This window comes from Synechococcus sp. MW101C3 (genome assembly GCF_002252635.1).
Lineage (GTDB): Bacteria > Cyanobacteriota > Cyanobacteriia > PCC-6307 > Cyanobiaceae > MW101C3.
Genome location: NZ_NQKX01000002.1, coordinates 1 through 26,739, shown reverse-complemented (window position 1 = coordinate 26,739; position 26,739 = coordinate 1). Strand labels below are relative to the sequence as shown.

Here is a 26,739-nt window from a genome sequence, read left to right as displayed (position 1 = left end):
CTCGTGCTTCGACTTTATGGGGAGGTGCGCGGTGGCGTGCGGCCGCCAGGGAGTTCAGCCTCACCACGCACGGCGAACGTGCGGTGGAACTTCTCACTGAGGCTGAGCCAATAGGAACGGCCGTCGCTCTGCCGGCGACGTTCGATGAAGTTCTGGGCCAGCAATTCCTTGATGTGGTCGTAGGCCCCGGAACCGCGCAGTTCCACAAGATCTGACTGAAGGATGCGTTTCTTCAGGGCGATGGTGGCCAGCGTGCGCAGGGTGGCGGTGGAGAGCTCCACCGGCAGCAGGTTCTGCACCAGGCCGCTGAGGCTCTCGCGGAGCTGGAGGCTGTACTGGCGCCCCTCCTGGCGAATCTCCAGAGCCGTGTCCCGATGGGCGTAGTCGGCCATCAGCGTGATCAGGGCCAGCTCAACCGCTTCGGGGACCAGCGCCACGCCAGGCTCCAGGCTGGCAAGCCGGGCCAGCTCGGCCAGATCCAGGGGCCGTCCCTTGAGATAGAGGATCGCCTCGATGCGCGCCGCCAGCGACAGGGAAGCCGCGCCCGTGGCCGCCGCACCCAGGGAGCCTCCGGTGAGGCCCGTCGTGTCGTCGCTGGACATGGAGCCGACCAGCAGAGTCTGGGCCGAACGTACCGCAGCCGTTCAGGCTCAGGCCAGGGCAGGGATCGGCGGCAGGACGGGTCCGAGGAAAAGGCGGTAGGCGGGGTTGTCGGTCTCGTCCCAGTAGCGGTAGCCCAGCCCTTCGAGAAAGGTGTGCCAGGCGGCATTGTCTTCCGGTTCCACCTGCACCCCCACCACGATCCGCCCCACGTCGGCGCCCTGGTTGCGGTAGTGGAAGATGCTGATCGACCAGTTGGGGTGCAAGGCGTTGACAAACGCCATCAAGGCGCCCGGCCGTTCCGGGAACTCGAAGCGGTAGAGCAGTTCCTGGCGCAGTTCCTGCCCCTCGCCGCTGAAGCCCTGGGGACGGCGGCCCCCCACCATGTGGCGCAGATGCAGCTTCGCCAGCTCGTTGCCGCTGAGATCGAGGCAGGGGAAGCCACTCGCCTGCAGCTGGGCGATCAGGCCGGCCGTGTCGTCGGCGCCGCTGATCTGAACCCCCAGGAAGATGTGCGCCAGCTTCGGATCTGCCATCCGGTAGCTGAATTCCGTGAGGCTGCGGGAACCCAGCAGCTCGCACAGTTGCCGCAGGCTGCCGGCCCGCTCCGGGATCTCCACGGCCACCATCGCTTCGCGCGCCTCGCCCAGCTCGGCCCGCTCGGCCACGAAACGCAGGCGGTCGAAGTTCATGTTGGCGCCGCAGGCCACCGCCACCAAGGTGCGTCCCTGCAGCTGGCGGCGCTGCACGTCTGCCTTCATGCCGGCGATCGCCAGGGCGCCGGCCGGCTCCAGAATCGAGCGGGTGTCTTCGAAGACGTCCTTGATCGCTGCGCAGATCTCGTCGGTCGTCACCGTCACCATGGCATCCACGTGCTGCTGGGCCAGAGCGAAGGTGTGTTCACCCACCTCCCGAACCGCAACCCCATCGGCGAACAGGCCCACCGTCTCCAGGCGGATGCGTCGGCCGGCCGCCAGGGAGCGGGCCATGGCGTCAGCATCCACCGGCTCCACACCGATCACCTCCACCTCCGGCCACACACTTTTCACATAGGCGGCGATGCCGGCGATGAGGCCGCCGCCGCCCACCGCCACGTAGATCGCATCGGGGGGTGAGGAGCACTGGCGCAGGATCTCCAGGCCGATCGTTCCCTGGCCAGCGATCACCTCAGGGTCGTCGAAAGGGTGGATGAAGGTGAGGCCCGCCTCCCGCGCGCGGCGCCGGGCTTCCAGGCAGGCCTCGTCATAGGTGTCGCCGTGGAGCACCACCGCGGCCCCGAGCGCGGCAACAGCGCGCACCTTCATCTCCGGAGTGGTGAGCGGCATCACGATCACGGCCCGGCAGCCGAGGCGACCCGCCGCCAGCGCCACACCCTGCGCGTGGTTGCCCGCACTAGCGGCGATCACCCCCCGTTCCAGCTCCTCGGCGGTGAGGTGGGTCATGCGGTTGTAAGCACCGCGCAGCTTGAAAGAGAACACCGGCTGGAGGTCCTCCCGTTTGAGCAGCACGTGGTTGCCGATGCGGCGCGAGAGATTGGGCGCCGGGTCGAGCGGCGACTCGATCGCCACGTCGTAGACGCGGGCACGCAGGATCCGCTGGAGGTAATCGCTCATTGACCCAGTGTGACAAGGGCCGGCCGGTGGCTGGCTGCAGACCGCTCAACCTCGATCTGGAGGCCGTTCACAAGCGGCTCACTCCCTCAGCACTCGCCTTCCCCTGCCCATTGGTGACCATTGCCGCCAACCGGCGGGAGGGGGAACGTAGATTGACCTGTACTGAACAGGCCGGGGCATGCATCTCAGCGAGCTGAGCCATCCCAATCAGTTGCATGGGCTCAGCGTCGCCGAGCTGGAAGGCATCGCGAGGCAGATCAGAGAGCGCCACCTGGAGGTGGTCTCCAGCAGCGGCGGCCACCTGGGCCCCGGCCTGGGGGTGGTCGAACTCACCCTCGCCCTCTACCAAACCCTGGATCTCGACCACGACAAAGTGGTGTGGGACGTGGGCCACCAGGCCTATCCCCACAAGCTGGTCACCGGCCGCTACCTCCGCTTCAACACCCTGCGTCAGCAGGGTGGCGTGGCCGGCTATCTGAAGCGCAGCGAGAGCCGTTTCGATGCCTTCGGCGCCGGCCATGCCTCCACCAGCATTTCGGCAGCCCTGGGCATGGCCCTGGCCCGCGATCGGCGCGGCGAGGATTTCAAGTGCGTGGCGGTGATCGGCGATGGCGCCCTCACCGGCGGCATGGCGCTGGAGGCGATCAACCATGCCGGCCACCTGCCGCACACCCGGCTGCTGGTGGTGCTGAACGACAACGACATGTCGATCTCACCACCAGTAGGTGCGCTCTCCACATACCTCAACCGCATGCGGCTGAGCCCGCCGCTGCAGTTTCTCTCCGGCAGCGCTGAAGAGGCGGTGAAGCACCTGCCCTTCATGCACGGCGAGCTGCCGCCTGAGCTCAAGACCCTCAAAGAGAGCATGAAGCGGCTCTCGGTGCCCAAGGTGGGCGCGGTGTTCGAAGAGCTGGGCTTCACCTACATGGGCCCGGTCGACGGCCACGACATCGCCGGGATGATGCGCACCTTCCAGGCGGCACACCGCTGCGAAGGCCCGGTGCTCGTGCATGTGGTCACCACCAAGGGCAAGGGGTACCCCTACGCCGAGGCCGATCAGGTGGCCTATCACGCCCAGTCGGCTTTCGATCTGAAAACCGGCAAGGCCTACCCCTCCAGCAAGCCGAAGCCACCCAGCTACAGCAAGGTGTTCGGCCAGACGCTGGTGAAGATCTGCGAGCTCGACCCCACCGTGGTGGGCATCACGGCCGCCATGGCCACCGGAACCGGCCTCGATCTGCTCGAAAAGGCACTCCCCGACCAATACTTCGACGTCGGTATCGCCGAGCAGCACGCCGTCACCATGGCGGCAGGCATGGCCTGCAACGGCGTCAAGCCTGTGGTGGCGATCTACAGCACCTTCCTGCAGCGCGCCTACGACCAGCTCATCCACGATGTCGGCATCCAGAACCTGCCGGTCACCTTCGTGCTCGACCGCGCCGGCATCGTCGGTGCCGACGGCCCCACCCACCAGGGCCAGTACGACATCAGCTACCTGCGCGCCGTACCCAACTTCACGGTGATGGCGCCCAAAGATGAAGCCGAGCTCCAGCGCATGCTCGTCACGGCGATCGCCCATACCGGCCCCACCGCGATCCGATTCCCCCGGGGCGAAGGCGAAGGGGTGCCGCTGGTGGAGGAAGGCTGGGAGCCGATCGCCATCGGCCGTGGCGAACAGCTCGCCGATGGCGACGACCTGCTGATCGTGGCTTATGGCGCCATGGTCTACCCGGCCATGGCCACCGCAGGGCTGCTGCAGGAGCAGGGTGTGCGGGCGGCCGTCGTGAATGCCCGCTTCCTGCGCCCTCTCGACGACTCCCTGATCGTGCCCCTGGCCCAGCGCATCGGCCGCGTGGTCACCATGGAAGAAGGCGCTCTGCCCGGTGGCTTCGGCGCTGCCGTGGTGGAAGCCCTCAACGACAACGACGTGCTGGTGCCGGTGCTGCGCATCGGCATTCCAGATGTGCTGGTGGATCACGCCAGCCCCGACCAGAGCAAGCAGGCGCTGGGGCTCACCCCGCCGCAGATGGCTACCCGCATCCTGCAGCGCTTTCAACTCGGCGTGCTGCGCCAGCCACTCACGGTCTGAATCGCGCCTTGAGCTCAAGCGAACGGCTGCGCTGCCAGGTGCTGGTCGTGGGCTGCGGACCGGCGGGCGGAGAGTTGGCCCGGGGCCTGGCCCGCAGCGGCGTGGATGTGCTGGTGGTGGATGCCCTGCCAGATCTACGGACGCGTGCCTTCAGCAGCGCCGCGCTACCGCTGCAGGCGATCGAACGCTTCGGTCTGCCGCCGGAGGTGGTGGCCAGCCGCTGGAGCGGTTGGCAGCTGTTCGGCCCCGGCGACGACCAGCGCCATTGGAGCCAGGAGCAACCGCTAGGGGCCGTGCTCGACTTCGGGGCCCTGCGCCACTGGCTGGGGCTGCAGGCCAGTGGCTGGGGAGCTCGCCTTGCGTTGGGCCTGCGGGCGAAGCGCTGCGACGCGGTGGGCGATCGCCTGCGCACCTCGTTGGTCGGGGCGTCAGGTGCTCTGGTGGAGGTGGAGAGCGACTGGGTGGTGGACGCCAGTGGCCAGGGGCGAGCCTTGATCGGTGACCCTCCCCCCAGCCGCGATCCGCTGGTGCGTGGGGTGGGGGTGGAATGGCTGCTGCAGGTGCCGGAGCCGCTCTGGCGCCGCTGGAGCAACCGGCTCAGCTTCTGCCTCGGCTCCCAGTGGATGCCCCAGGGCTACGGCTGGGTGTTTCCCATGCAGCCCGGCCTGTTGAAACTGGGTGTGTGCCGCCTGGAAGATCCTCGCCGCCAGGGAACTCAACCGGCCCTTGGCACCTGCCTGCAGCAGTTGCAGCGCCGCTGGCTGCTACAGGAGGCAGAGGTGGTGGATCGGCACGGCGGTGTGATCCGCAGCTCGGTACGTCGCCGGGAACCCCACCGCCGCGGCAGGTTGCTGGGCCTGGGCGATGCCATCAGCACCGCCAACCTGCTGGGCGGTGAGGGGATTCGCCACGCCATGGCAAGTGGCCGCCTGCTGGTACCGGCGCTGGTGGAGGCGTTGGCCGGCAACGAACGGCCGCTGGACCGCTACCCAGGCCAACTCAAGCGCATGCTGGGCTGGCGTTGGAGCCTGAGCGGCAGGTTGGCCCAACGCACCTGGCTTGGCCTGGTGGACGAGCGGGGAGACCGCAGACTTTCAGCTCTGCTGCACGGCCTCGAGCAGACCGCTGCCGCCGGCGATCTCTCCGCGCTGTTGTTCCACTACCGCTTCGAGCGTTACGGGGGGCGGATGCTCCCCTACCTGCTGGGGTGGCGCTGAAGCGCCACCCACACGGCCCTTGAACTCAGAGCACACCCCGGGAGGCCAGGCCCTGAATGGCGCCGATGCCGAAGATGTGGCCCAGGCTGGTGGTGGCCAGCAGGGAGGCATGGCTCAGGCCGCCGAAGAACTGCGGGCTGGGCAGCTGGGCGCCTTCGGAGGGGTACTTGATGGTGGCCTTGCCGATGCCGATGGCAATCACATTGCAGACAATCATCACCAGAGCCACTTTCGGTGACCAGGAAATCGAAGCGGGGGCAAGCGCGAGGAGCGGAGCGATCATCTTGGATCTGAAACCGACGCCCCATCTTCCGGGTGAACCACTCCATCCTCACCCGGGCGTAAAACTTGTTCATGGCCCTGAGGCGGTGGGCCGTCCGCGGAGGCGGTGCTGAAACCCAGCAACACCATCAGATTGGCCACGGTGAGGAAGGCCTCGGCAGCGCCATGCAAGGGGTCCACATCCGCCAGCTGCTGGCCAAAACGGAGTTCTGCCACCACGGCGGCCACGATCGTGACGGCCACGAACACCAGCGTGAACTGAAAGCCTCGCAAGGCCAGCGGCGGGAAACGGCCGCTGCGCCCGGCCCAGCGCAGGAAGGCCAGGTAGGGCAGCAAGGAGAGCACGAACAGGGGCGCAGGATCCACAGCTGCCAGCGGTTGCAGCAACCAGAGGCCGTGGCGCCATCCATCCTGAACAGCGCCAACGGCCCCGCTCAGACCGGAGCTGCCTGCAGCGCTGCTGGCCATGACGAACGCATGGAAAGGGGCAGCAAGCTGATCGATGGAGTGGAGGGGGGCAGTGAGCAGAGCGATGACAGACAACGGAATGACAAGAAGCGTCATGATCTCCGTCAGGCCTGACGCGGAGACGGCAGCAACTGCCAGCCAGCTACCGCCAGTGCGATGTTGCCGACCAAGGTGGTGAAGGCCTGAAACACCACCAGGCCACGCAGAGCTTCGGTGTTGTCGAACAGGTGCCAGGTGCAGGCCGCCATGGCGCTCAAAAGCGCAGGCAGCATGGCCAGGGCCAGCCAGCGCCACTGCGGTTCATGGCGCCGTTCCCCCCAGCGCACGATCGCTGCGATGGCGAGCATCCACTCCAGCACCGAGGCGATGTGGATCCACCAGGTGGGCAGCGAGAGCGCGTGCATCGGAGCGTCCGCTTGAGTGGCCTCATCATGAAGGAGCCCGCTGCGACCATGCCAGCGTTGGCAGTTCCGATCTCGCCCCTGCCTGCCGCGCCCCTGCCTGCCACGTCACTGGCAGCCCGACTGATGCCGACCCCCTGATGCCGAACCGTCCCCTGCTCTGCGGCTACTACGGCGAGCACAACCTCGGCGACGACGCCCTGCTCACTGCCTTGCTGGCGCAGCTGCCAGCGGGATGCGATCCGCTCGTGACCGCATTCGATCGCGAGGAGGTGGAGCGCTGCTTCGGGGTGCGCACCGTGGACCGTCGGCGCCTGGCGTCGGTGTTGCAGGCCCTGGGTGGCTGCGATGCGCTGGTGCTGGGTGGCGGCAGCCTGCTGCAGGACGTCACCAGCTTCGGCAGCCTGATCTATTACACGGGACTGATCCTGCGGGCGCGCCTGGCTGGCCTGCCGGTGCTGCTTTGGGGACAGGGGCTGGGCCCACTGCGCCGCCGCCGCAGCCGCCTGCTGGTGCAGCGCCTGCTGCCTCTGGTGCAGGGGATCACCTGGCGGGATGCCGGTTCAGCGGCCCTGGCTGCTGAGTGGGGCGTGCAGGCGCCAGTGGGCAGTGATCCGGTGTGGTCGTTGCCGGCTCAGTGCTGGCAGGGGCCGGGCGGACCGATCGTGCTCTGCTGGCGCCCCACCAGGCTGCTCAATGACAGCGGCTGGGCCGTGCTGCTGCAGGCCCTTGACCAGGTGGCGCGCCGCCTGGACCGGCCGGTGCACTGGCTGCCCTTCCACCGGGAGCAGGACACGGGCTTGCTGCAGGAGTTGAAGGAGAGGGGTCTCTTACCGCAGGGGCTTGAGGCCCGCAGCCGGGAGCTGCAGGTGAAGACTCCAGAGGAGGCCTGCGAGCAGTTCCATGGGGCCGCGCTGGTGGTGTCGATGCGGCTGCATGGCCTGATCCTGGCGGCCCTGGCAGGAGCCCCCTGCGCAGCACTCAGCTACGACCCCAAGGTGAGGAGGGCCGCTGATGCTCTCGCCTGTCCCTGCATCGATCTGGAAGCAACGGCCCTGGCGGCGCACCAGACAGGACCCCTGGCGCAGAGCTGGCTGAGCGCTGCCGAGATTCCCCCGGCAGGAGCCACCATTGAGCAGTTGCGCCAGCAAACGGCAGTTCACGCTGCGTTGCTGCATCAGCAGCTGGGCTGACCACCGGCTTCGGCTCGCAGAACCGAAGGACGACGGCCCCGCGGCACGCATCAGAAGTGCTGCCACATCCGGCTGGCAACGGAATTGTTGGCAGGATCCGGCTCGAAGCACAGCTGTTTGCCGTCTGTGGCTCGCGGCCGGCTTGGCGAGTGGTTTGACTGGCAAGCCGGTGACCTTTGCCCCTCTCCGATGGACCGCGTGAAACTGCAGATCCTGCTCAGCGTGCTGATCCCGCTGGGGGCGATGGCCTACTGGCTGAGCACGCTCGGCTTCTTCGACAAGCCGTGAACCTGGCCGCGGACGGTGGTCAGCGGCCAGTGACCGCAGCCTTCTAGTTGCTGGCAGGAGCGGCCATCGCCAGCGGGATGCGGGGCACCGGGAAGCCATTGCTGCCCAGCACATCCACGATCATGCGGTTGGTGTCGAAGTAGACCTGCCAGTAGTTGTCCGTATGGGTGTAAGGGCGAACGGCAAGTTTCGGGCCGCGCTCGGTGAACTCCAGCACCTCCACATCTGCCGGCATGCCGTCGTACTGGTTGGGAACGCTCTTGATGCCCTCCTTAAGCAGGGCCACGGCACGGGCCACATCGGCGCTGTTGTCGAGCTGGGCCACCAGTTCCACCCGCCGGAACGGATGCACGGAATAGTTCTGGATGTTGTCGCTGAAGAGCTTGCCGTTGGGAATGATATTGCGGACATTATCGGGAGAGAGCACCGAGCTCACGAACATGCCGATTTCCTCCACGGTGCCGGTGACGCCGGCGGCAGTGATGAAATCGCCCACGCTGAAGGGGCGGAAGACCTGCAGGAACACCCCGGCGGCGAAATTGCCCAGCATGCCGCTCCAGGCCGCGCCGATGGCCACGCCTGCACCGGCCAGCAGGGCGGCGAAGCTGGCCGTTTCAATGCCGAAGAAGCCAAGGATGGCCACCACCAGGATCACCCGCAGCACTGCCGCGAGGATGTTGAGCAGGTAAGACACCACCGTCGCGTCGAGGCTGCTGTGGCGCAGAGAGCTGCGTAAAAGGCGCACGGCCAGGGTGATGAGCCAGCCGCCGGCAATCCAGAGGGCAACAGCGCCCACCAGCTTGAAGATGAACGGAACGACGATCGCAGTGATCAGGGCGAGGCTCTCAGGCACGGAGAGAGAATCGGGGTGCAGCAGAACGCTGCTGTTTCCTGAGCCTCACGTCAACCGAATGTTGAGGTCTTGGCACGGCGGGATGGAACGTACAACGTGCAGGGTGCAGCAGAGGCACTCTGCGTCCCTCTCACCAGATGCACGCAGCAGAACGCTCACCCCATGCTCGCTGCCGCAAGTTCAGCAGGTCCCCCCCGCCATCAGGTGGTAAGCGAACCGCTGGATAGCCCGCGAAGGCGCTCGAGTTCATCAAGCACTTCCTTGCTGTGGCCGCTGGGCCGCACGGCCACCCAGCGGGTCCGCAGTATCCCTTCAGGATCGATCAGGAACGTGTGACGCTGGGAAAAGGGCGGCAGCCAGGAGCCGTAACGCTGGCTCACCTTGCCGCCGGGGTCGGAAAGCAGCGGAAAGGCCAGTCCCTCGCTGTCGCAGAAGGCGGCGTGATCATCGAGTGCATCGGCGCTGATGCCCACCACCTCAGCCTGAAGGCTGTGGAAGCGGGCCAGATCGTTCTGAAAGCCTCTCGCTTCCAGCGTGCAACCGCCGGTGAAATCCTTGGGATAGAAGTAGAGCGCGAGCCAGCGGCCGCGGAAATCTTCAAGCCCGAGGGTGGTGGGTTCCAGCTGATCGGCCGTGAAGGCCGGCAAACGAAACGAAGGAGCTGGACGGTCGAGCTCCGGAAGGGTTCCACCCATCGCTGTGGCCGCACGCGGTCGGGCCAGCCATGCGGATACAAACAGGGCGGAACCCTGCAGGAGTCGTCGACGCTTCACCGAACCGGAACGTACCGGCTCAGATTTTGGCCAGGTTGATGCCCAGTTCGCGGGCGTAGGCGCCCAGACCCTTCTTCTGGATGGTGCGAAGGGTGCGGGTGGCCACGCGCAGCTTCACCCATCGGTTGCCTTCAGCCCACCACAGGCGACGCTCCTGCAGATTCACCTGCTGGAGCTTCTTGGTGCGCACGTGGGAATGGCTGACCGCCATGCCGTTGTTGGCACGCTTACCGGTGAGTTGGCAAACCCGGGACATGACGTTCAGCTGCTGAAAATGACAAACGGGCCAGGCCCGAAGGGGCGAATCTAGCAAAGGGGAGGCGAGGCCTCAGAGGCCCCGCTCCATGAGGCGACCCATCAGGTTGGAGCTGCGCTGCTGGAAGCCCGCCAGCTCGTTGGGTTCAAGGCCTCCCACCGAAAGGCGGGCCAGCTCGTAGATGTGACGGCTGAGGTCGTCGGCGAGCTGCTGGCTGGGGGAGCTGCCGCCACCGGTGATCACGGCGCCGGCGGACAGCTTCAGCAGCCCCTCCACCAGGGCATGGCGGCGGTTGATCAGCAGCACGTGGTGGTCGGGCAGGCCGGGCAGACGTTGCTCCATGAAGGCGCCCATGTCATTGATGCGCCGCATCTGCTCCGGCAACAGGATCAAGGCCGCTGGGGCGTTGTCCCCCTTGAGGGCCTGCACCTGGATGGTCACCTTGTCGTTAGCCAAGGCCTGCTTGAACAGACTGCGCAGCTGCTCGGAGCTGTCCTTCCCCTGGGAATCGGTGAGCTCGCTCTCCTTCTCCTGGAGGCTGTCGTCGAGTTCGGCGTCAACGCGGTTGAAGGTGAGCTCCTCGTGGCGTGCCTCCAGCCAGGGGATGAACTGGGCATCGATCAGGGCATCGGCCAGGAGCACCTCGGCGCCCTGGCTCTGCCACAGGGCCAGAGCTCCGGCCTGGCCGGCCTCATCGGTGCAATAGAGGATGCGCTTGTCGTTCTCAGGAGCCAGCCGGCTGCGGTAGGCGGCGAGGGTGGTGAACGCCTTACCGCCCACGGCGATCGGCTCGGGGTCGGCGGCAGCGGCCGTGGTGCCGAACAGCACCAGATCGGCCACCTGCTCGGCGAACTTGTCGTCTTCCATGGCGCCGATCTTGATGAAGGGAGCGATACCCTCCCAGATCTCGGCGTAGCGGGTCGGTTCGTCCTTCTGGAGCTGCTTGAGGCGGTCACCCACCTTCTTGGCCACGAAGCCACCGATTGAGCGCACGCGCCGGTCGGTCTGCAGAGCGGAGCGGCTGACGTTGAGGGGGATGTCGGGAGAGTCGATCACGCCGCGCAGCGGCAGCAGGTAGCGGGGCACCACCTCCTTGATCGAATCGCTGACGAACACCTGGTTGCAGTACAGGCGAATTTCGCCTTTCTCCCAATCGCCCCGGCCTGTGAGTTTGGGGAAGTAGAGGATGCCTTGAAGGTTATAGGGGTAGTCGGTGTTGAGGTGAACCCAGAGCAGGGGATCACCCTGGAAGGGGTAGAGATAGCGGTAGAGCTCGATGTAGTCGTTCTCGGTGAGGTCGCGGGCGCTCTGGCGCCACGGTGCCTGCCGCTTGTTGACCGTTTCGCCTTCCAACTGCACTTCCACCGGCAGGAAATCGCAGTAGGTGGTGATCAGCGAGCGAATGCGGGATGGCTCGATGTATTCCATCTCCTCCTCCTGCAGGTGCAGGATCACATCGGTGCCAGGCTCGGCGCGGTCGCCCGATTCGAGGCTGAAGTTGGGGGAGCCGTCGCAGCTCCAGCGCACAGCCTCGGATTCGGGGCGTGCGCTCAGGCTCACCAGCTCAACCTTTGCCGCCACCATGAAGCTGGAGTAGAAGCCAAGGCCAAAATGGCCGATGATGGCGTCGTCTTCCCGTTTGTATTTCTCCAGGAACTCCTCGGCGCTGGAGAAGGCCACCTGGTTGATGTAGCGCTTCACCTCATCGGCCGTCATGCCGATGCCGTTGTCGCTGATGGTGAGGGTCTTGGCTTCGCGATCGATGCGGATCTGAATCCGGCCTTCCTCACCCTCGCTGCAATCTCCAGCCATCGCTGCCATGCGGCGCTTGCTGATGGCATCCACCCCATTGCTCACCAGCTCCCGCAGAAACACCTCATGGCCGGAATACACGGCCTTCTTGATGATCGGAAAGATGTTCTCGGTGTGGATCTGAATCTGGCCCTGTTCCAGCACCGTCATGGCAGTTGAGTCACTGACGCGACCTTAGGGATCCCCCTGGACGGGCTCAAGCCGTGGCAGGGAGGGGTCTCCGAACCCCTGGTGTGGTGGCAAGGGCATCGCGGGCGGCGCGGGCGCCATTGACGCGTGCCAAGCGCATGGAGGGGGAGACACCAGTGCAGGTCCAGGTCCTGGCCGCGCCTTGCATGGGTGCTTGCGCCTACCCCTTGGGCACGCTGTGGCGGGGTGCCGGTTGCGCTGCCATCCGGAGCCCAGCAGCACCAGGCGACGCCTTGGAGCAGGGATGGTCAGCCGCCAGCGATGGCCATCTGAACGGATGAAGTGGGCAGCCGGATGGACCTTGCAAGGGGGGGATAGTCCTCAGCGCAGAGATTGCTTTCACCGGCCACAAGCCAACAGGGATCTGATTCCTTCTTGCCTGGCATGGGATGAGCGCGGAGCCTTACGCGGAGCATCGAGCCATCTGGGGGGATGCAGAGCAACATCCCTGCGGATAGGAGCATGGATGGTCCGGACAGATGGCAAGCTGATGAAGACTCTTTCGCTGCCGACGGATCCGGCCCATTGCCAGTCGTTGGTGCATCAGCCGTCTTTAGCTCCAACCACACGTGTGGCCACGCACTCAACAGCAACAGCCCACTCAGCAGCTCAGGCATGGCTCTGAGCGCATGCTGAATGCCCTGGTGGGAATACACACCTCGGCGCATGAGGGCGGAGTTCGTTGCTCAATTCCGCTCAAAGCCCGGCAAACCACTCGTAGCCGTTGTCTTCCCAGGTGCCACGCCGCAACGGGTCGAGTGAGCTGATCACCTCCAGCCCCGTCACCCATTTACTGAGCTTGTAGCCCAGCTTGATCGGCGAGGCGAGGCGCAGGGGGGCACCATTGGCCACCGGCAGCGGCGCACCGTTCATGCCGGTGGCCAGCAGGGTCTGGGGATGCAGCGCGGAAGCGATGTCCCAGGTGGTGAAGAACTGATCGGCGGATTCGATCGCCACGTAGCCGCCCAGGCTGGAAAATCCAGCCAGTGCCAGCACATCGGCGAGGCGCACCCCCGACCAGCACACGATTGCCGCCCAACCCTCCACGCACACATGGCGGATGGTGATCTCGTGCTGGGGCAGAGCGGCCAGATCGGCCAGATTCAACTGCAGCGGCTGGCGCACCAGCCCATCCACGCGCAACCGGTAGCGCGCAGGATCCAGCCGCGGCACACCGTTGAAGCTGTTCACCAGCAGCGCCGCAGGATCCACCTGATCCCGGCGAAACTCGGGCACCTTGCCCTTCCCCTGCAGCAACGCTTCAAGACGCTCGTTCAACGGCTGCGTAGCCTTTCCCACCTGCTCGCTGAAGCGATTGAGAGCGCACCCGCCCAGCAGCAAAGGAGCCCCACCGCTGTAACCCAGGCCTAGCAATTGCCGGCGGGTCAGCCAGGGGCTCTGCGGTGTCAAGCGAGCATGGAGCGCCAGAGCCGCCATCCTCCGACCCGCCAGGAGAGGGTGGCATGGGCCAGGGTGAGGAAGGCGATGGCGGGAATCGTGGCCAGGTGAGCCACACGCAAGGTGTGCCAGCTGGTGGCACCGAACAGTTCCCCGAAGCTGAACAGGCCCGACAGCCACCAGAACTGAGCCGGCTTGTACATCGCCAGGCCCGTCATCAGCGCAAAGGCCAGCAGAACAAGCATCAAGGTGTAGATCAGGCGATGCGCCGCCAGGCGTCGCCTGGCCAGATTCGAACTCGCGTTCAGCGTGGCCAGATCGCTGCTCTGCGCCAGCCGGTCGCGGCGCCGCTGGATCAGCAGGGCGATCCAGAGTCCAAGGTTCAAGGCGCAGAGGCCCATGAAGCCGAAGTGCCAGTCGCGGCCGCCGGCCAGCCAACCGCCCAGGGTGAACAGCTCCGGCACTGTGGCGCCGCCACGACCACCGAACACGGGATGGGCGTTGTAAATCTGCAGACCGCTGGCAGCCATCACCAGAAACACCACCAGGTTGAACCCGTGGAAGGCCCGCGTCCAGAGCGGATGCCGATGGCGGGAGGGTGACACCTCAGCTGCGACGCTGCTCGGCCGGCCGCTCCTCCGGCACGATCGCCCCCTCCACCGGGCACACCTGCAGGCAGATGCCGCAGTCGATGCAGGTGTCGAATTCGATCCAGTAAAAGGGGGTGCCTTTGCTGTTGGCTCCCGAGCCCGGCTTGATGCAGGCCACGGGACAGGCATCCACGCAATCGGCCACGCCCTCGCAGACATCGGTGAGGATCGTGTGGGCCATGACGGGGCGGGCGCAAGCGTGGCGCGATCCTAGAAATCCGCCAGGCCCTGCTCCGGCTCAGCCAAGCCACTCCAGCCCTTGGCTGTCGCGGCTGAAGGCGACCGCCTCCGCCTCAGCGTGCGAGCCGAGCGGCTCCGGCAGCAGCTCGGCAGCGCGGCCCTGAGCATGGAGCTGATCGAGCCGTTCCAGGGCAGAAGCGAGTCCGTCGGGGTGGCTGTAGGCCACCAGCAGCGGGCGCTCCGCCAGCCTGGTCGCTTCCTTGTTGCCGGGGGTGCCGTTGAGCAGCTCGCGGATGTCTTCGATCGAAAAGGCGAAACCCACACCGGCGGCCAGGGCCGCATCGGCGCAGAAGCGACCCACCAGGGCGTCGTAGCGGCCGCCGCTGGCCACATCCACCGGTGCCGCCGCACCGCGACACACCAGCTTGAGCACGATGCCGTCGTAGAGATCGAAGTGGGGCTGGAAGCTGGGATCCAGCTGCAGTTGCACCCCAAGGCGCTCGGCCGCTGGGCGCACCAGCTCCAGCGTGGTGGCCAGCTCCGTCAGCAGGGGGCTGGACCCCAGGTGCCGCTCCAGTTCCTTCAGCACCCAGGCCGGTTCGCCGCGCAGGCGCAGCAGGGCCTGCAGCTGCGCCTGTTCCGCAGGCTCCAGCGGAATGGCAGCCAGGGCCAGCGGATCGAAGCCCGTGAGGGCACGGCGACAGGCAGTGCGGTGCTGGGAAGGCAAGCGTTCGAGCAAGGTGCTGAGCAGCCCGTGGTGGCCCACCAGCAGCTGGGGTTCATGGCTGGGCTCCAACCCGATCGTTTCGGTGCAGGCCAGCAGCAGGCGGATCAGCTCCACATCGGCGGAGGCCGTGGGCACCCCGAGCAGCTCCACACCGCTCTGCAGTTGCTCACTGATGCGTTGCCCGCCCGCATCACCCACGAGGGCGCGGAAGGTGGGCCCTTCCGCCCAGAGGCGCAGCGGCCGTGGGCGCGCAGCCATGCGGGTGGAGGCCGCCCGGGCGATTGAGGCCGTGAACTCAGGCCGCAGGCCCAGCGGTTCTTCCGCCGCGAGGCGCACCACGTCCTGCTCGGCGATGCCGCCGCCGGCTTGCAGCGTGTCGAGCCGTTCCACCGACGGGGGCGCCACTTCCTGGTAACCCCAGAGCCGATAAACCTCCGCCAGACGCTCGCGCAGGCGGCGGTTGCCGCCCACCTGGACGGGATTGAGATCCCTGGCGCCGGCGGCGGGTTGCAGGGCCATGGGAAATCAGAGGAAAGTGAAGGGGAGCGGCTGGATCCTATGGAGCGGCGTGGGGCCCGCTCAGAGCTCAGGGGCGCCGAACAACGCGCCTGGCAACGGCCGGCACTGGGCCAACCCATCCATCAAGGCGCGATGCAGGCCGGGGGTGGTGGCGATCAGCCGCCCGTCGGCCAGCACCAACGGCGTGCCGTCGTAGGCACTGACGATGCCTCCCGCCTGCTCCACCAGCACCACGCCGGCGGCCAGATCCCACGGGGAAAGGCCGCGCTCCCAGTAACCATCAAGTCGGCCGGCCGCCACGAAGGCCAGATCCACGGCGGCAGCCCCGCCGCGGCGCACCCCATGGCTGCGGTGGGTGAACCAGCAGAACTCTGTGTAGTTGGTGTCGGGCTGGGTGGTGCGGTCGTAGGCAAAGCCTGTGACCAGCAGTGAGGCGGAGAGCTCGGTGCAGCCGCTCACCTGGATCGGCTGGTCGTTGCACCAGGCGCCCAGGCCAGGCGCCGCCCAGTAGTGCTCCGCCAGGGCCGGCACTTCGATTGCCCCCAGCAGCGGCGTGCCCCGCCAGGTGAGACCCACCGAGGTGGCGAACAGCGGGAAGGAGTGGGCGAAGTTGGTGGTGCCATCGAGCGGGTCCACGCACCACTCCAGTTCGGAGCGGGTGGCACTGTGGCCGCTCTCTTCCGCAAGCACGGCCACACCGGCACTCTCAGCGGCGAGCACAGCGAGCACCGCCTGCTCAGCCGCCAGGTCGGCCTCAGTGACCAGATCCCCGGCGCGGCCCTTCTCCCGGATCTGACGCAGCTTGCCGAAATGACGCGTGAGCTCGGCGCCCCCGGCGGCGGCAGCCCGGCGGGCCACCCCGGCCAGACGCTCCAGGTCCCCAGCGCTGAGGCCAGAGGCCTGCAGAGCCTGCTGGGAAAGACAGGGATGGCCGGCGGCCGGTGGCTGGAGGCTGATGGTCATGGCTGGGGAGTCATGGCTGGGCGTTTATGGCTGAAGGGGCATGGCTGGGGGCTCACTCCTCTTCGATCGGCAGGCCGGGGCGAATGCGGCCACGTCCGAAGTGGCGGCCGAACTGCAGGTCGTAGACCTCATCCTCATCCTGGGTTTCCACCTCGAGGGGGCCGATGGCGCGGGCCACGCAGAGCAGGCCATAACCGCGCTTGCGCAGCTCCTGCGAGAGGCCGAGCGCTTCGCGCTGATCGATCTCACCCGAGAGCACGCGCACGGCGCAGGCCGTGCAGCAGCCATTGCGGCAGCTGAACGGGAGCGGCTGGCCCTGCTGCTCAAAGCTGCGCAGCACGTACTCCCCCTCCGGTACATCCAGCCGGATCACCCTGTTCTGCTGGCGCCAGTGCACCGTGATCGGAAAACGCTTGGTCATCGCCTGACGTGAACCACAAACGGCCTGCTGCTACATTGCCACCTGCCCCATGACAGCCGCTGGAGAGGTGGCCGAGTGGTCGAAGGCGCAGCACTGGAAATGCTGTATAGGGGCAACTCTATCGAGGGTTCGAATCCCTCCCTCTCCGTCCAGATTCACCAAGACCGGCCTTAGCGCCGGTCTTTTTTTGTTGCTGCGGGGAGAGGCCCAGCGGCGCACAACTGATCAGGCGCTGCTTGAACCAGACCATTCATTTCAAATGAAAATCACCGATCAGTTCGCGACCGGCTAGGCCGCGAACCAAGGGAGTGAATCTGCCTGTGCAGGCAGCAGACCAAGGGAGTGAAGCCGGGTGTTGATCAGCCGAAACGGCCGGTCACATAGTCCTGGGTGGCCTGTTGCACCGGAGCGTTGAAGATGCGCTCGGTGTCGTTGAACTCCACCAGATAGCCCACCTTGCCGCTGCCGCCTTCCACGGCTTCTGCATTGAAGAAGGCGGTCTGATCAGAGACCCGAACCGCCTGCTGCATGTTGTGGGTAACGATCACGATCGAAAAGGACTTCTTGAGTTCGTGCATCAACTCCTCGATCTTCAAGGTGGAGATCGGGTCAAGGGCTGAGCAGGGTTCGTCCATCAGGATCACCTCAGGCTCCACCGCAATCGCGCGCGCGATGCACAGACGCTGCTGCTGACCGCCGGAAAGGGCATTGCCGCTCTCCTTGAGCTTGTCCTTGGTTTCATCCCAGATGAAGGCCTTGCGCAGGGAGCGCTCCACCAGCTCATCCATGTCGCCCTTGTAGCCGTTAATCCGGGCACCGAAGGCGATGTTTTCGTAGATCGATTTGGGGAAGGGGTTCGGCTTCTGGAACACCATGCCGATGCGCCGCCTCACTTCCACCGGATCCACCTCCTTGGCATAGATGTCCTGGGAGTCGAACACCACCCGGCCCTTTAACGTACAGCCCTCGATCAGATCGTTCATGCGGTTGAGGGCTCGCAACACGGTGGACTTGCCGCAACCCGAGGGTCCGATGAAGGCCGTGACCTTGCCAGCGGGAATCTCCATGTGAACGTTCCGCACCGCCTCGAAGCTGCCGTAGCTGATCGTGACGTCCTCAAGGGCCAGACAGGTGCTGGGGGCCGGTGTCGCTTGCAGGGTCGAGGTCATGGGATTCAGGTGGAGGTGGGATCGAAGGCGAAGTGAGGTTGGGGAAGGGGCCTTGCCGTCTTACTTGGAGGCGAAGCGGCGCAGCCAGCGGGCAAAGAGATTCGCCGCGAGGATCATCACCACAAGCACGAACGAAGCGGCCCAGGCCAGTTCGTTCTGAGCCTCGAACGGCATGATCGCAAAGTTGAAGATCAACACCGACATGGTGGCGATCGGGTTGAAGAGGCCCTCCGGCCAGAAGGGAGAGAAGAGGGCTGTGAAGATCAGCGGTGCGGTTTCACCGGCCGCCCTGGCGATTGCCAGAACCACCCCGGTGGCAATCGGCGTGAAGGCACTGGGCAGCGTGATGCGGGTGACGGTCACGAACTTGGAGGCGCCCACGCCGATGGCCCCCCATGTGAGCTCGCGAGGAACCAGCTTGAGACCCTCATCGGTGGTTTTGATCACCGTCGGCAACATCAGCACCGCCAGAGCGATACCGCCGGCCGCCGCTGAATACGACTGACCGAAGAAGATCCGCGTTGCCACGATCGCGCCATACACGAACACACCAGCGATGATCGAAGGAACACCGGCAAGAATGTCGTTGCCGACGCGAATGAACTGCGCAAACCAGCCTCCCTTGGAGTATTCGGCCAGGAACACCCCTCCACCCACACCCACCGGGATGGCGATCAGCGAGGCAATGAACGTCACCGTGACGGTGCCGATCAGGGCGTTACCGATGCCGCCTCCTTCCAGACCCGGTGCCGGCGGCAACTGGGTGAACAGGCTGATGCTGATCAGGCGTCCACCCTGAAGCAACACATAGAGGAGAACGAGCACCAGGGGCAGCACCGCAATAGTGCTGAACAAGCCAGCCAGGGCTGTCAAAGATTGATCCAGCCGGTTGCGCTTCAGGGAGGGGTTGAAGCGAAGCGACTTTGAAGCTGCAGGAAAGGCGGTGGTCATGGGATTCAGTATTTAAGGCTGAGTTTCTTGATGATCCACTGCGCAATGATGTTCACCGTCAAGGTGAGCACCATCAGAATCAAAGCGGCGTAGAGAAGCGCCGAAACCTGCACCCCATCGGCTTCGCCAAACTGGTTGGCCAGCATCGAAGCGATTGTGTTGCCAGGTGCCAGCAAGGAAAAACTGAAATTGTTCGAGTTGCCGATGATCATGGTGACGGCCATGGTTTCGCCCATGGCCCGTCCGAGCGCGAACATGATCCCGCCCATGATCGAAGACACTGCGGCCGGAAGGATGACGTTGAGAATCGCCACCCACCTTGTGCTGCCCACCCCATAGGCTCCCTGGCGCAGTTCCGTGGGAACCTGGTTGAGGGCGTCCCTTGAAATGGACGTGATGATCGGCAGAATCATCACCACCAGAATGATGATCGCCGGCGCCATGCCCGGCCCCTGGGGCGGAGAGTTGAAGATCGGCAGCCAGCCAAGCGTGTCGTAAATGAATTGCAGAAAGGGCCGCACGAACGGCTCCATCACGAAGATGGCCCACAAGCCCAGCACCACCGAGGGAATGGCGGCGAGCAGCTCCACCATCACCCCGATCACCTCGCGCCAGCGCAGGGGAATGAGATTTTCAGTGATGAAGATGGCGGTACCGATCCCGAGCGGGACGGCAATCACCAGCGCCATGATCGAAGACACCAAAGTGCCATAAATGGCCGTGAACGCCCCGTATTCGTTGTCAACGGGGTTCCAGCTGGAGGTGGTCAGGAAAGAGAGGCCAAACTCATGCATCGCCTCCCTAGCACCCTGGAAAACAGTGACGAAAATCGCCAGCAGGGTAATCGCAACAAAGGAGGCAAGTACGATCGTGAGGTTGCGAAAACCACTGTCGATCAGGCGATCTGACGCTGGCCTGCGCCGCAACGTGAATTGATCTTTGTGGGGCGCAGATGTCATTGATCGTGGGCGCGGGAGGACGGTCGGTTCAACTCAATGGTTCAGCGTCCACTCAAAAACTAGTGCCGACCACTGCTTGAATTCCACTAAGAGGGCGTTAACGACAACCCCAGATGGGCCTGGCCGTGGGCCTTCAGCGGGGTTGGAGAGGTTCGGGGTCCTGGGCTGAGACCCACTCTTGAACCTGGCCAGCGGGAGGCGTTGCAGCGGCCGCCCGACAGGGAAGCCGGTAGTTTGGTCCTTCAGTTTGAGGCTCAATGGGTCGGATCGTCGGCATCGATCTGGGCACCACCAACTCGGTGGTGGCGGTTCTGGAGGGCGGCCGTCCCCAGGTGATCGCCAATGCCGAGGGCACACGCACCACCCCATCGGTGGTGGGCTTCAACCGTGACCAGGAGCTGCTGGTGGGCCAACCGGCCCGGCGCCAGCTGGTGCTGAATCCCCGCAACACCTTCGCCAACCTGAAGCGTTTCGTGGGCCGCAGCTGGGACGAGCTCGACGACGACAGCCTGGCCGTGCCCTACACCGTGCGTGCCAACGACCAGGGCAACGTGCGGGCTGTCTGCCCTGCCACCGAGCGGGAATACGCGCCCGAAGAGCTGCTGGCCTGCATCCTGCGCAAGCTGGTGGACGATGCCGCCACCTATCTCGGCGAACCGGTGGAAGCGGCGGTGATCACCGTTCCTGCTTATTTCAACGATGCCCAGCGGCAGGCCACCCGCGACGCCGGCCGCCTGGCGGGGCTCACGGTGGAGCGCATTCTCAATGAGCCCACGGCGGCGGCCCTGGCCTATGGCTTCGATCGCAGCCTGGTGAAGCGGGTGCTGGTGTTCGACCTCGGCGGCGGAACCTTTGACGTCTCACTGCTGCGCATCGCCAATGGCGTCTTCGACGTCAAATCCACGAGCGGCGACACTCAGCTGGGCGGCAACGACTGGGACCGCCGCATCGTCGACTGGCTCGCCGACGGCTTCCTGAGCAGCAACGGCATCGACCTGCGCCGCGACAGACAGGCACTGCAGCGCCTCACCGAGGCGGCCGAGAAGGCGAAGCAGGAGCTCTCCGGGGTGGCGAGCACCCCGGTGTCCCTGCCGTTCATCGCCACCGGTCCGGAAGGACCACTGCACATCGAGGTGGTGCTGGAGCGCCGCCAGTTCGAAGCGCTTTGCCCCGATCTGCTCGACCGACTGCTGCGGCCGGTGCAGCGCGCCCTGCGGGATGCGGGCATGGCCGCCGAAGAGATCGACGATGTGGTGCTGGTGGGCGGCTCCACCCGCATGCCGATGGTGCAGGACATGGTGCGCACCCTCATCCCGCGCGAGCCCTGCCAGTCGGTGAATCCCGATGAGGTGGTCGCCATCGGCGCGGCTGTGCAGGCCGGCATCCTCACCGGTGAACTGCGCGACCTGATGCTCAATGACGTCACCCCCCTCTCGCTGGGACTGGAAACGATCGGCGGTGTGATGAAGGTGCTGATTCCGCGCAACACCGCGATCCCGGTGCGCCGCTCCGACGTGTTCAGCACGTCGGAGGCCAACCAGTCGGCGGTGGAGGTGCACGTGGTGCAGGGCGAGAGGCAGATGGCGGCCGACAACAAATCACTGGGCCGCTTCCGCCTCTCCGGCATCCCTCCCGCTCCCCGTGGTGTGCCTCAGGTGCAGGTGTCCTTCGACATCGATGCCAACGGGCTGCTGCAGGTGTCGGCCACCGACCGCACCACCGGCCGGCAGCAGAGCGTCAGCATCCAGGGGGGCTCGAACCTCAGCGAGGACGAGATCAACGCCCTGCTGGAGGAGGCGGAACGCAAGGCGGTGGAAGACCGGCGCAAGCGGGCCGAGGTGGACCGCCGCAACCGCGCCCAGACGCTGGTGGCCCAGGCCGAGCGCCGGCTGCGCGATGCGGCGCTGGAGCTGGGGCCCTATGGGGCGGAGCGGCAGCAGCGATCGGTGGAGATGGCGCTCCGCGATGTGCAGATGCTGGTGGGTGGCGACGATCCGGTGGAACTGGATCTGGCCGTGAGCCAGCTGCAGGAGGCCCTCTATGGGCTCAACCGGCGGCTGGTGAGTGAACGCAAGAGCGAGGCCGGGCCGCTGCAAGGCCTCAAGAACACGCTCGGCTCCCTCAAGGATGATCTGTTCGCCGACGACGATGACGACTGGGACCGCCCGGGCGGCCGCGATCGCCCGCGCCGTGAGACCTGGGACTCCGCACCGCTGAACCGCAGCGCCTACGACGCTCCGGCGGCCTATGGCCCAACTGACTATGGGCCACCCAGCTACGGCTCGCCGACCTACAAGCCGCCGAGCTTCAGCCCCCCCAGCTATGGCACCTCCACTTATCCCACCACCAGCTACGGCACGCCCCGCTACAGAGACGTGGATGGCGAAGCAGCTGACGACGCCAGCCCTCGCAACCTCTCCAGTCGCGGTCGCCAGAGCTTCGCCGATGACAACCGCTACCGCCCCTCCGGCGATGAGGATCCGTCGGCACCGCCGCCCCGCCGCGTCAGAGCGGCCGCCGACGACCCCTGGTCGGAGGACTGACCTCGGTGACCCGCAGCGCCTCCCCCCCGGCGGCCATTGATTACTGGGCGACCCTGGGGCTTGAACCCGGTGCGGACGCCGCTGCCCTCAAGCGGGCGTTCCGCCAGCAGGCGCGCCGCTGGCACCCCGACCTCAATGGCAACGATCCCGTAGCCGAGGAACGCTTCAAGCGAGTCAATGAGGCCTACGCGGTGCTCAGTGACCCCAAGCGTCGCCAGGCCTGGGAACGGGGGCAGGAAGCCGGCGGGGCGCAGAGCGGCAGCCGTGATCGCTTCGCCAGTGGCTTCCCAGCATTTGAGGAGTACCTGGAGGCCCTGTTCGGTCGCACCACAACGGCTGCCAGCGACGACGACGACGAGCCTGAGGACGGCCCGACCGACCTCGCTGACGAGGAGCCGCCGGAACCGACCGCGGCGCCTGCTTCAGCGCCGGCCGGGCGCAGCCGCGAACATGGCGGCGGGCGGGTGACCCAGGCGCCAGCGTCTCCGCCGCCGGTGCAGGCCAGCGCTGATCTGGAAACCACCGTGGAGCTCACCCCGGAGCAGTCACTGGCCGGGGAACGACTGGAACTGTCCCTGCCCGACGGCACCGTTGTGGAGCTCTGGACCCCGCCGCTGGCCGGGGACGGCTGGCGCCTGCGGCTGGCCGGGGTGGCGCCCGGAGGGGCCGACCATTTCATCCAACTGCGGGTATGCACGCCTGAGGGTCTGCGCATCGATGGCCTGCGCGTGCTCTACACCCTGGATCTCTTCCCTCCCGCCGCCGCGCTCGGCTGCCGCGCCGTGGTGCCCACCCTGCAGGGCGATGTGCAGCTCACCGTGCCGCCTGGATCCTCCAGCGGACGTCTGCTGCGGCTGCGGGGCAGGGGGCTCGCCCACCGTGGCCAGCGTGGCGACCAGCTGGTGGAGATTCGGATCGTCGTGCCGGAGCAGCTCAATGACGCCGAGGCAGCGCTCTACCGGCGATTGGAGCAACTGGCCGAGCAGGCCGAAGCGGAAGCAGAAGCCGGCTGACCGGTGCCTGAGCTGACCACTGGCGCGGGGTGAGACACTGACCCCATGGCGTTGGAGCGCTCCATGACGGTCCATGTGTTGCTGTTTGACGCCGGCACAGACAACGAAGGCATCCATTCGCTTGAACTCGGCGGCCACACGGTGGTGCTGCTGTTCGAAGACCCCGACGACGCCGAGCGCTACGCGGGCTTGCTGGAAGCCCAGGATTTCCCGCTGCCTTCGGTAGAGGCGCTGGAGCGGGAGGAGATGGAGCTGTTCTGCGCCCAGGCTGGCTACGAGGCACGCTTCGTGCCCACGGGCTTCCTGCCCCAGTCGCCGGAGGAGCGGCTGTGGATCTCGCCCCCGGAACGCAACATGGATGTGAGCAACTGGAACGAGGAGGCCAGCGGGACCAGCACTGCAGCAAGCGGTGCGGCAGAAACCACCGCCGGCCTGGTCTCCACCGACGACGGCGTGCCCGAAGCCGAGGCCTCAGCGGCCAGCGATGAACTGGAAGCCTTTCGGCGCCGGCTTGAAGGCTTGCTATGAGCCAGTCCTCAGCCTTCGGCGTGGCCGCCGGTGACCGCGGTCACCTGCTCACCGAACAGCCGAACCCCGCCAGCAGTGCGCTGGATCAGCTGGAAACCCGCGCCATTGTTGAACTGTTCTGCGAAGAGGAGCGCTGCTCCCAGCTGGCGGTGGCCGCAGCGGCACCGGCGCTCAGTGCCGCCGTTGACGCGATCGTGGCCCGGCTGCGCGCAGGTGGCAGGCTCTTCTACCTCGGTGCCGGCACCTCCGGCCGCCTGGGTGTGCTGGATGCCGCCGAGTGCCCTCCCACCTTCTGCAGCCCGCCCGAGCTCGTGCAAGGGGTGCTCGCCGGGGGGGCGCCGGCCCTGCTGCGCAGCTCCGAAGGACTGGAAGACCGCGCCGAAGCCGGGCAGACCGACCTGGAAGCCCGCGGTTTCTGCAGCGACGACGCGCTTGTGGGAATCGCCGCGGGGGGCACCACCCCCTACGTGCATGGCGCTCTCCTGCATGCGCGCCGTCTCGGCGCCCTCACGATCGGCATGGCCTGTGTGCCCACCTCCCAGGCGCCGATGCCCTGCGACATCGACATCCGCCTGCTCACCGGCCCTGAACTGGTGACCGGCTCCACCCGGCTCAAGGCCGGCACCGCCACCAAGATGGCCCTCAACATCCTCTCCACCGGCGTGATGGTGAAGCTGGGCAAGGTGCACGGCAACCGCATGGTGGATGTGGCGGTCACCAACAGCAAGCTGGAAGACCGGGCCCTGCGCATCCTGCGGGATCTGGCCGGGGTGGAGCGACCGCGCGGCATCCAGTTGCTCGAGGCAGCGGGCGGATCCGTTAAGCGGGCCCTGCTCATGGCGGTCACCGATCTGGATGCCGCAGCGGCGGCGGCGGCGCTCGATGCGGCCGGCGGTCACCTGCGGCCTGCTCTGGCCGCCCTTGGCGCCCAGCTCAGCCACTGAGTGCCCGGGGCGCCCCTTGGAGGGCAGGCTGATCAGGCGGCAGCTTCGTCAGGCACGAAGGGGCCCCAGTAGGGAGCGGTGAACAGGTCAAGCTTTTCGCGCGTTTCGGCCGGCACCCGCTCCTTCGGCGTCATCAGGGCATTGCGCAGGGCGCTGTGGGCGCTGCTGGCGGGCCGTTGTGCGGCGATGCGCTCGGCCGCCACCTTCACCACCTGCTGCGCTAGCTGTGCATTGGCGTGCAGGTTCTGGATCACCAGCTCCACGCTCACCGAGGCATGGTCGCTGTGCCAGCAGTCGTAATCGGTGACCATGGCCAGGGTGGCGTAGGCGATCTCCGCCTCCCGCGCCAGGCGGGCCTCGCTGTGGTTCGTCATGCCAATCACCGAGCAGCCCCAGCTGCGGTAGAGGTTGGATTCAGCGCGGGTGGAGAAGGCGGGGCCTTCCATGCAGAGGTAGGTGCCGCTGCGGTGCAACTGGCGGCCGGCCGGCATGAGGCTGTCGGCCACATCGGCCAGCAGGCGGCTGAGGCTGGGGCAGAAAGGATCGGCGATGCCCACGTGGGCCACGGCGCCGTTGCCGAAGAAGCTCAGCGGTCGTTGGTGGGTGCGATCGATGAACTGATCCGGCACCAGCATGTCGAGCGGGCGCAGCGGCTCCTGCAGTGACCCGACAGCCGAGCAGGAGAGAATCCAGCGCACGCCGAGCGAACGCAGGGCCCAGATGTTGGCCCGGTAGGGCACCTCGGTGGGGGTGAGGCTGTGATGGCGACCGTGGCGCGCCAGGAACACCACCTCAAGGCCGCCGAGCCGGCCCAGCCGCAGGCTGTCGGAAGGGGCTCCGAATGGGGTGTCGAGCGAGAGTTCCCGCACATCCTCCAGGCCCTCCATGGCGTAGAGGCCACTGCCGCCGAGGATGCCGAGCCGGGCACCGCCCAGGTCGTGACCGGAGCCGTTGGGAGCGGGAGCGGTGGCACTCATGACGTCAGGGGTGAGGGGGAATCCCCGAGCGGAGGGTGGGGCACTGTTCTACCTGAGAGTGGATAAAGTCCGTTTTTCCCGAGCCTGCCGTGACCAAAGCCCAGATGGAGACCGATGCCGGCATCGTGGAACTCGAGCTGTTCGACGCCGATGCCCCCGCAACGGTGGCCAACTTCGTGAAGCTGGCCGAAGCCGGTTTCTATGACGGCCTGGCCTTCCATCGCGTCATCGATGGTTTCATGGCTCAGGGCGGCTGCCCCAACACCAGACCCGGCGCAGCCGGCGCCCCCGGCACCGGTGGCCCTGGCTACAAGATCCCCTGTGAGATCAACAGCCGCAAGCACCAGGCCGGCACCCTTTCGATGGCCCACGCCGGCAAGAACACCGGCGGCAGCCAGTTTTTCCTGTGCCACGATGCCCAGCCGCACCTCGACGGGGTTCACACCGTGTTTGGCCAGGCAGGGAATCTGGATGTGGTGCTCGCCATCCGCAAGGGCACCAAGATCAACAAGGTGACGATCCTGGCCTGAATGCCTGTGGCCGGATCGGCCCGTCCGCCGGCCAACGACCTGGACGGATTGGGCGGTTCCAACCGGCGATCAGTAGCAAGAGCCGATCAGTGCCAAGCGCCGGTCGGTGCGGCCCCGCCAGCCCAGCTCACTGCCAGCGCAGCAGCGAGCCGGGCTGGCGGGGCAGGGTGGGCCCGTCCTGGCGCAACTCCAGCAGCGGCCGCAGCTCCGGCTCCAGCGTGGCGCTGGGGTGG

At 66.4% G+C, this 26,739-nt stretch carries 27 protein-coding genes and 1 tRNA gene; 9 read left to right on the top strand and 19 right to left on the bottom strand.

Going from position 1 to position 26,739, the window contains the following annotated elements:
* Positions 1-14: 14 nt before the first annotated feature.
* Both scpB and ilvA read right to left on the bottom strand, forming a co-directional pair.
* On the bottom strand, positions 15-602 hold the full coding sequence (scpB, locus tag CJZ80_RS02375) for an SMC-Scp complex subunit ScpB (RefSeq protein ID WP_094510501.1): 588 nt from the start codon (positions 600-602) through the stop codon (positions 15-17).
* A 48-nt stretch (positions 603-650) separates the two neighbouring features.
* Positions 651-2,213: a threonine ammonia-lyase, biosynthetic gene (gene ilvA, locus CJZ80_RS02370; protein WP_094510500.1), complete on the bottom strand. Its 1,563-nt coding sequence runs from the start codon at positions 2,211-2,213 to the stop codon at positions 651-653.
* A 178-nt stretch (positions 2,214-2,391) separates the two neighbouring features.
* Here ilvA and dxs point away from each other — a divergent pair, with 178 nt between their 5' ends.
* Together dxs and CJZ80_RS02360 are read left to right on the top strand one after the other, a co-directional pair.
* Positions 2,392-4,302: a 1-deoxy-D-xylulose-5-phosphate synthase gene (gene dxs / locus CJZ80_RS02365; protein ID WP_094510499.1), complete on the top strand. Its 1,911-nt coding sequence runs from the start codon at positions 2,392-2,394 to the stop codon at positions 4,300-4,302.
* A gap of 8 nt (positions 4,303-4,310) precedes the next feature.
* Entirely contained in the window at positions 4,311-5,519 is a 1,209-nt protein-coding gene (locus tag CJZ80_RS02360; protein ID WP_233132743.1) for an NAD(P)/FAD-dependent oxidoreductase, read from the top strand.
* 25 nt (positions 5,520-5,544) lie between these two features.
* Here the strand turns inward: CJZ80_RS02360 and psaK are convergent, their stop codons facing one another.
* The 3 genes from psaK to CJZ80_RS02345 are packed head-to-tail and all read right to left on the bottom strand — an operon-like array spanning position 5,545 to position 6,673.
* A complete protein-coding gene (gene psaK, locus CJZ80_RS02355) occupies positions 5,545-5,802 on the bottom strand; it encodes a photosystem I reaction center subunit PsaK (RefSeq protein ID WP_094510498.1) in 258 nt (85 codons plus the stop codon).
* A complete protein-coding gene (locus CJZ80_RS02350) occupies positions 5,799-6,365 on the bottom strand; it encodes a DUF3593 domain-containing protein (protein WP_369802977.1) in 567 nt (188 codons plus the stop codon). Before CJZ80_RS02350 ends, psaK begins: the two co-directional genes overlap by 4 nt.
* An 8-nt stretch (positions 6,366-6,373) precedes the next feature.
* Entirely contained in the window at positions 6,374-6,673 is a 300-nt protein-coding gene (locus CJZ80_RS02345; protein ID WP_094510497.1) for a DUF2499 domain-containing protein, read from the bottom strand.
* Positions 6,674-6,810: 137 nt separating this feature from the next.
* Between CJZ80_RS02345 and csaB the strand changes: the two genes are divergently transcribed.
* Complete coding sequence (gene csaB / locus CJZ80_RS02340; RefSeq protein ID WP_094510496.1) at positions 6,811-7,863, top strand: polysaccharide pyruvyl transferase CsaB; 1,053 nt, start codon at positions 6,811-6,813, stop codon at positions 7,861-7,863.
* A gap of 331 nt (positions 7,864-8,194) precedes the next feature.
* Here csaB and CJZ80_RS02335 read toward each other — a convergent pair whose 3' ends face one another.
* The 10 genes from CJZ80_RS02335 to CJZ80_RS02290 form a co-directional block, all read right to left on the bottom strand.
* Positions 8,195-9,004, bottom strand: coding sequence for a mechanosensitive ion channel family protein (locus tag CJZ80_RS02335; RefSeq protein ID WP_094510495.1), 810 nt, complete (start codon positions 9,002-9,004; stop codon positions 8,195-8,197).
* A gap of 200 nt (positions 9,005-9,204) precedes the next feature.
* Complete coding sequence (locus CJZ80_RS02330; RefSeq protein ID WP_255139704.1) at positions 9,205-9,777, bottom strand: peroxiredoxin; 573 nt, start codon at positions 9,775-9,777, stop codon at positions 9,205-9,207.
* A gap of 19 nt (positions 9,778-9,796) precedes the next feature.
* On the bottom strand, positions 9,797-10,033 hold the full coding sequence (gene rpmB, locus CJZ80_RS02325) for a 50S ribosomal protein L28 (protein WP_094510493.1): 237 nt from the start codon (positions 10,031-10,033) through the stop codon (positions 9,797-9,799).
* 72 nt (positions 10,034-10,105) lie between these two features.
* The gene (gene htpG / locus CJZ80_RS02320; protein ID WP_094510492.1) at positions 10,106-11,995 is read right to left on the bottom strand and encodes a molecular chaperone HtpG; all 1,890 of its coding nucleotides are present in this window, start codon (positions 11,993-11,995) and stop codon (positions 10,106-10,108) included.
* A 735-nt stretch (positions 11,996-12,730) separates the two neighbouring features.
* Positions 12,731-13,312, bottom strand: a complete 582-nt coding sequence (locus CJZ80_RS02315) for a molybdopterin-dependent oxidoreductase (RefSeq protein ID WP_233132742.1) — start codon at positions 13,310-13,312, stop codon at positions 12,731-12,733.
* Between the two features lie 128 nt (positions 13,313-13,440).
* Entirely contained in the window at positions 13,441-14,037 is a 597-nt protein-coding gene (locus tag CJZ80_RS02310; protein WP_094510490.1) for a cytochrome b/b6 domain-containing protein, read from the bottom strand.
* A gap of 1 nt (position 14,038) precedes the next feature.
* Positions 14,039-14,263, bottom strand: coding sequence for a ferredoxin family protein (locus tag CJZ80_RS02305; RefSeq protein WP_094510489.1), 225 nt, complete (start codon positions 14,261-14,263; stop codon positions 14,039-14,041).
* 57 nt (positions 14,264-14,320) lie between these two features.
* A complete protein-coding gene (locus CJZ80_RS02300) occupies positions 14,321-15,508 on the bottom strand; it encodes an ATP phosphoribosyltransferase regulatory subunit (protein WP_094510488.1) in 1,188 nt (395 codons plus the stop codon).
* 60 nt (positions 15,509-15,568) lie between these two features.
* Positions 15,569-16,471: an inositol monophosphatase family protein gene (locus tag CJZ80_RS02295; protein WP_094510487.1), complete on the bottom strand. Its 903-nt coding sequence runs from the start codon at positions 16,469-16,471 to the stop codon at positions 15,569-15,571.
* A 52-nt stretch (positions 16,472-16,523) separates the two neighbouring features.
* Positions 16,524-16,892, bottom strand: coding sequence for a 2Fe-2S iron-sulfur cluster-binding protein (locus CJZ80_RS02290; protein ID WP_094510486.1), 369 nt, complete (start codon positions 16,890-16,892; stop codon positions 16,524-16,526).
* Between the two features lie 61 nt (positions 16,893-16,953).
* Here CJZ80_RS02290 and CJZ80_RS02285 point away from each other — a divergent pair.
* Positions 16,954-17,040 (top strand) — tRNA-Ser (locus tag CJZ80_RS02285).
* 211 nt (positions 17,041-17,251) lie between these two features.
* Here CJZ80_RS02285 and pstB read toward each other — a convergent pair.
* The 3 genes from pstB to pstC are packed head-to-tail and all read right to left on the bottom strand — an operon-like array spanning position 17,252 to position 19,971.
* Positions 17,252-18,061: a phosphate ABC transporter ATP-binding protein PstB gene (pstB, locus tag CJZ80_RS02280; RefSeq protein WP_094510485.1), complete on the bottom strand. Its 810-nt coding sequence runs from the start codon at positions 18,059-18,061 to the stop codon at positions 17,252-17,254.
* A gap of 60 nt (positions 18,062-18,121) precedes the next feature.
* Positions 18,122-19,012, bottom strand: a complete 891-nt coding sequence (gene pstA / locus CJZ80_RS02275; RefSeq protein WP_094510484.1) for a phosphate ABC transporter permease PstA — start codon at positions 19,010-19,012, stop codon at positions 18,122-18,124.
* A gap of 5 nt (positions 19,013-19,017) precedes the next feature.
* The gene (gene pstC / locus CJZ80_RS02270; protein ID WP_094510483.1) at positions 19,018-19,971 is read right to left on the bottom strand and encodes a phosphate ABC transporter permease subunit PstC; all 954 of its coding nucleotides are present in this window, start codon (positions 19,969-19,971) and stop codon (positions 19,018-19,020) included.
* Between the two features lie 257 nt (positions 19,972-20,228).
* On the opposite strand from pstC, the gene dnaK reads away from it, so the two are divergent.
* From dnaK to murQ, 4 genes are all read left to right on the top strand, one after another.
* Positions 20,229-22,514: a molecular chaperone DnaK gene (gene dnaK, locus CJZ80_RS02265; protein WP_094510482.1), complete on the top strand. Its 2,286-nt coding sequence runs from the start codon at positions 20,229-20,231 to the stop codon at positions 22,512-22,514.
* Positions 22,515-22,519: 5 nt separating this feature from the next.
* On the top strand, positions 22,520-23,527 hold the full coding sequence (locus tag CJZ80_RS02260) for a DnaJ domain-containing protein (RefSeq protein ID WP_094510481.1): 1,008 nt from the start codon (positions 22,520-22,522) through the stop codon (positions 23,525-23,527).
* 63 nt (positions 23,528-23,590) lie between these two features.
* A complete protein-coding gene (locus CJZ80_RS02255; protein WP_094510480.1) occupies positions 23,591-24,055 on the top strand; it encodes a DUF3110 domain-containing protein in 465 nt (154 codons plus the stop codon).
* Positions 24,052-24,999: an N-acetylmuramic acid 6-phosphate etherase gene (gene murQ, locus CJZ80_RS02250; RefSeq protein WP_094510479.1), complete on the top strand. Its 948-nt coding sequence runs from the start codon at positions 24,052-24,054 to the stop codon at positions 24,997-24,999. The genes CJZ80_RS02255 and murQ overlap by 4 nt, the downstream gene beginning before the upstream one ends.
* A 32-nt stretch (positions 25,000-25,031) precedes the next feature.
* Here the strand turns inward: murQ and CJZ80_RS02245 are convergent, their stop codons facing one another.
* Positions 25,032-25,976, bottom strand: coding sequence for an S-methyl-5'-thioadenosine phosphorylase (locus CJZ80_RS02245; RefSeq protein ID WP_094510478.1), 945 nt, complete (start codon positions 25,974-25,976; stop codon positions 25,032-25,034).
* Positions 25,977-26,065: 89 nt separating this feature from the next.
* On the opposite strand from CJZ80_RS02245, the gene CJZ80_RS02240 reads away from it, so the two are divergent.
* Entirely contained in the window at positions 26,066-26,506 is a 441-nt protein-coding gene (locus CJZ80_RS02240) for a peptidylprolyl isomerase (RefSeq protein ID WP_094510477.1), read from the top strand.
* Positions 26,507-26,739 lie beyond the last annotated feature (233 nt).

Bases quoted from the DNA above. Each gene is read 5' to 3' on its own strand.
- htpG (WP_094510492.1), bottom strand. From the start codon at position 11,995: ATGACGGTGCTGGAACAGGGCCAGATTCAGATCCACACCGAGAACATC.
- rpmB (WP_094510493.1), bottom strand. From the start codon at position 10,033: ATGTCCCGGGTTTGCCAACTCACCGGTAAGCGTGCCAACAACGGCATG.
- CJZ80_RS02300 (WP_094510488.1), bottom strand. From the start codon at position 15,508: ATGGCCCTGCAACCCGCCGCCGGCGCCAGGGATCTCAATCCCGTCCAG.
- dxs (WP_094510499.1), top strand. From the start codon at position 2,392: ATGCATCTCAGCGAGCTGAGCCATCCCAATCAGTTGCATGGGCTCAGC.
- CJZ80_RS02295 (WP_094510487.1), bottom strand. From the start codon at position 16,471: ATGACCATCAGCCTCCAGCCACCGGCCGCCGGCCATCCCTGTCTTTCC.
- ilvA (WP_094510500.1), bottom strand. From the start codon at position 2,213: ATGAGCGATTACCTCCAGCGGATCCTGCGTGCCCGCGTCTACGACGTG.
- pstB (WP_094510485.1), bottom strand. From the start codon at position 18,061: ATGACCTCGACCCTGCAAGCGACACCGGCCCCCAGCACCTGTCTGGCC.
- csaB (WP_094510496.1), top strand. From the start codon at position 6,811: ATGCCGAACCGTCCCCTGCTCTGCGGCTACTACGGCGAGCACAACCTC.
- CJZ80_RS02290 (WP_094510486.1), bottom strand. From the start codon at position 16,892: ATGACCAAGCGTTTTCCGATCACGGTGCACTGGCGCCAGCAGAACAGG.
- pstA (WP_094510484.1), bottom strand. From the start codon at position 19,012: ATGACCACCGCCTTTCCTGCAGCTTCAAAGTCGCTTCGCTTCAACCCC.
- CJZ80_RS02255 (WP_094510480.1), top strand. From the start codon at position 23,591: ATGACGGTCCATGTGTTGCTGTTTGACGCCGGCACAGACAACGAAGGC.
- scpB (WP_094510501.1), bottom strand. From the start codon at position 602: ATGTCCAGCGACGACACGACGGGCCTCACCGGAGGCTCCCTGGGTGCG.
- CJZ80_RS02350 (WP_369802977.1), bottom strand. From the start codon at position 6,365: ATGACGCTTCTTGTCATTCCGTTGTCTGTCATCGCTCTGCTCACTGCC.
- pstC (WP_094510483.1), bottom strand. From the start codon at position 19,971: ATGACATCTGCGCCCCACAAAGATCAATTCACGTTGCGGCGCAGGCCA.
- CJZ80_RS02345 (WP_094510497.1), bottom strand. From the start codon at position 6,673: ATGCACGCGCTCTCGCTGCCCACCTGGTGGATCCACATCGCCTCGGTG.
- CJZ80_RS02245 (WP_094510478.1), bottom strand. From the start codon at position 25,976: ATGAGTGCCACCGCTCCCGCTCCCAACGGCTCCGGTCACGACCTGGGC.
- CJZ80_RS02305 (WP_094510489.1), bottom strand. From the start codon at position 14,263: ATGGCCCACACGATCCTCACCGATGTCTGCGAGGGCGTGGCCGATTGC.
- psaK (WP_094510498.1), bottom strand. From the start codon at position 5,802: ATGATCGCTCCGCTCCTCGCGCTTGCCCCCGCTTCGATTTCCTGGTCA.
- murQ (WP_094510479.1), top strand. From the start codon at position 24,052: ATGAGCCAGTCCTCAGCCTTCGGCGTGGCCGCCGGTGACCGCGGTCAC.
- dnaK (WP_094510482.1), top strand. From the start codon at position 20,229: ATGGGTCGGATCGTCGGCATCGATCTGGGCACCACCAACTCGGTGGTG.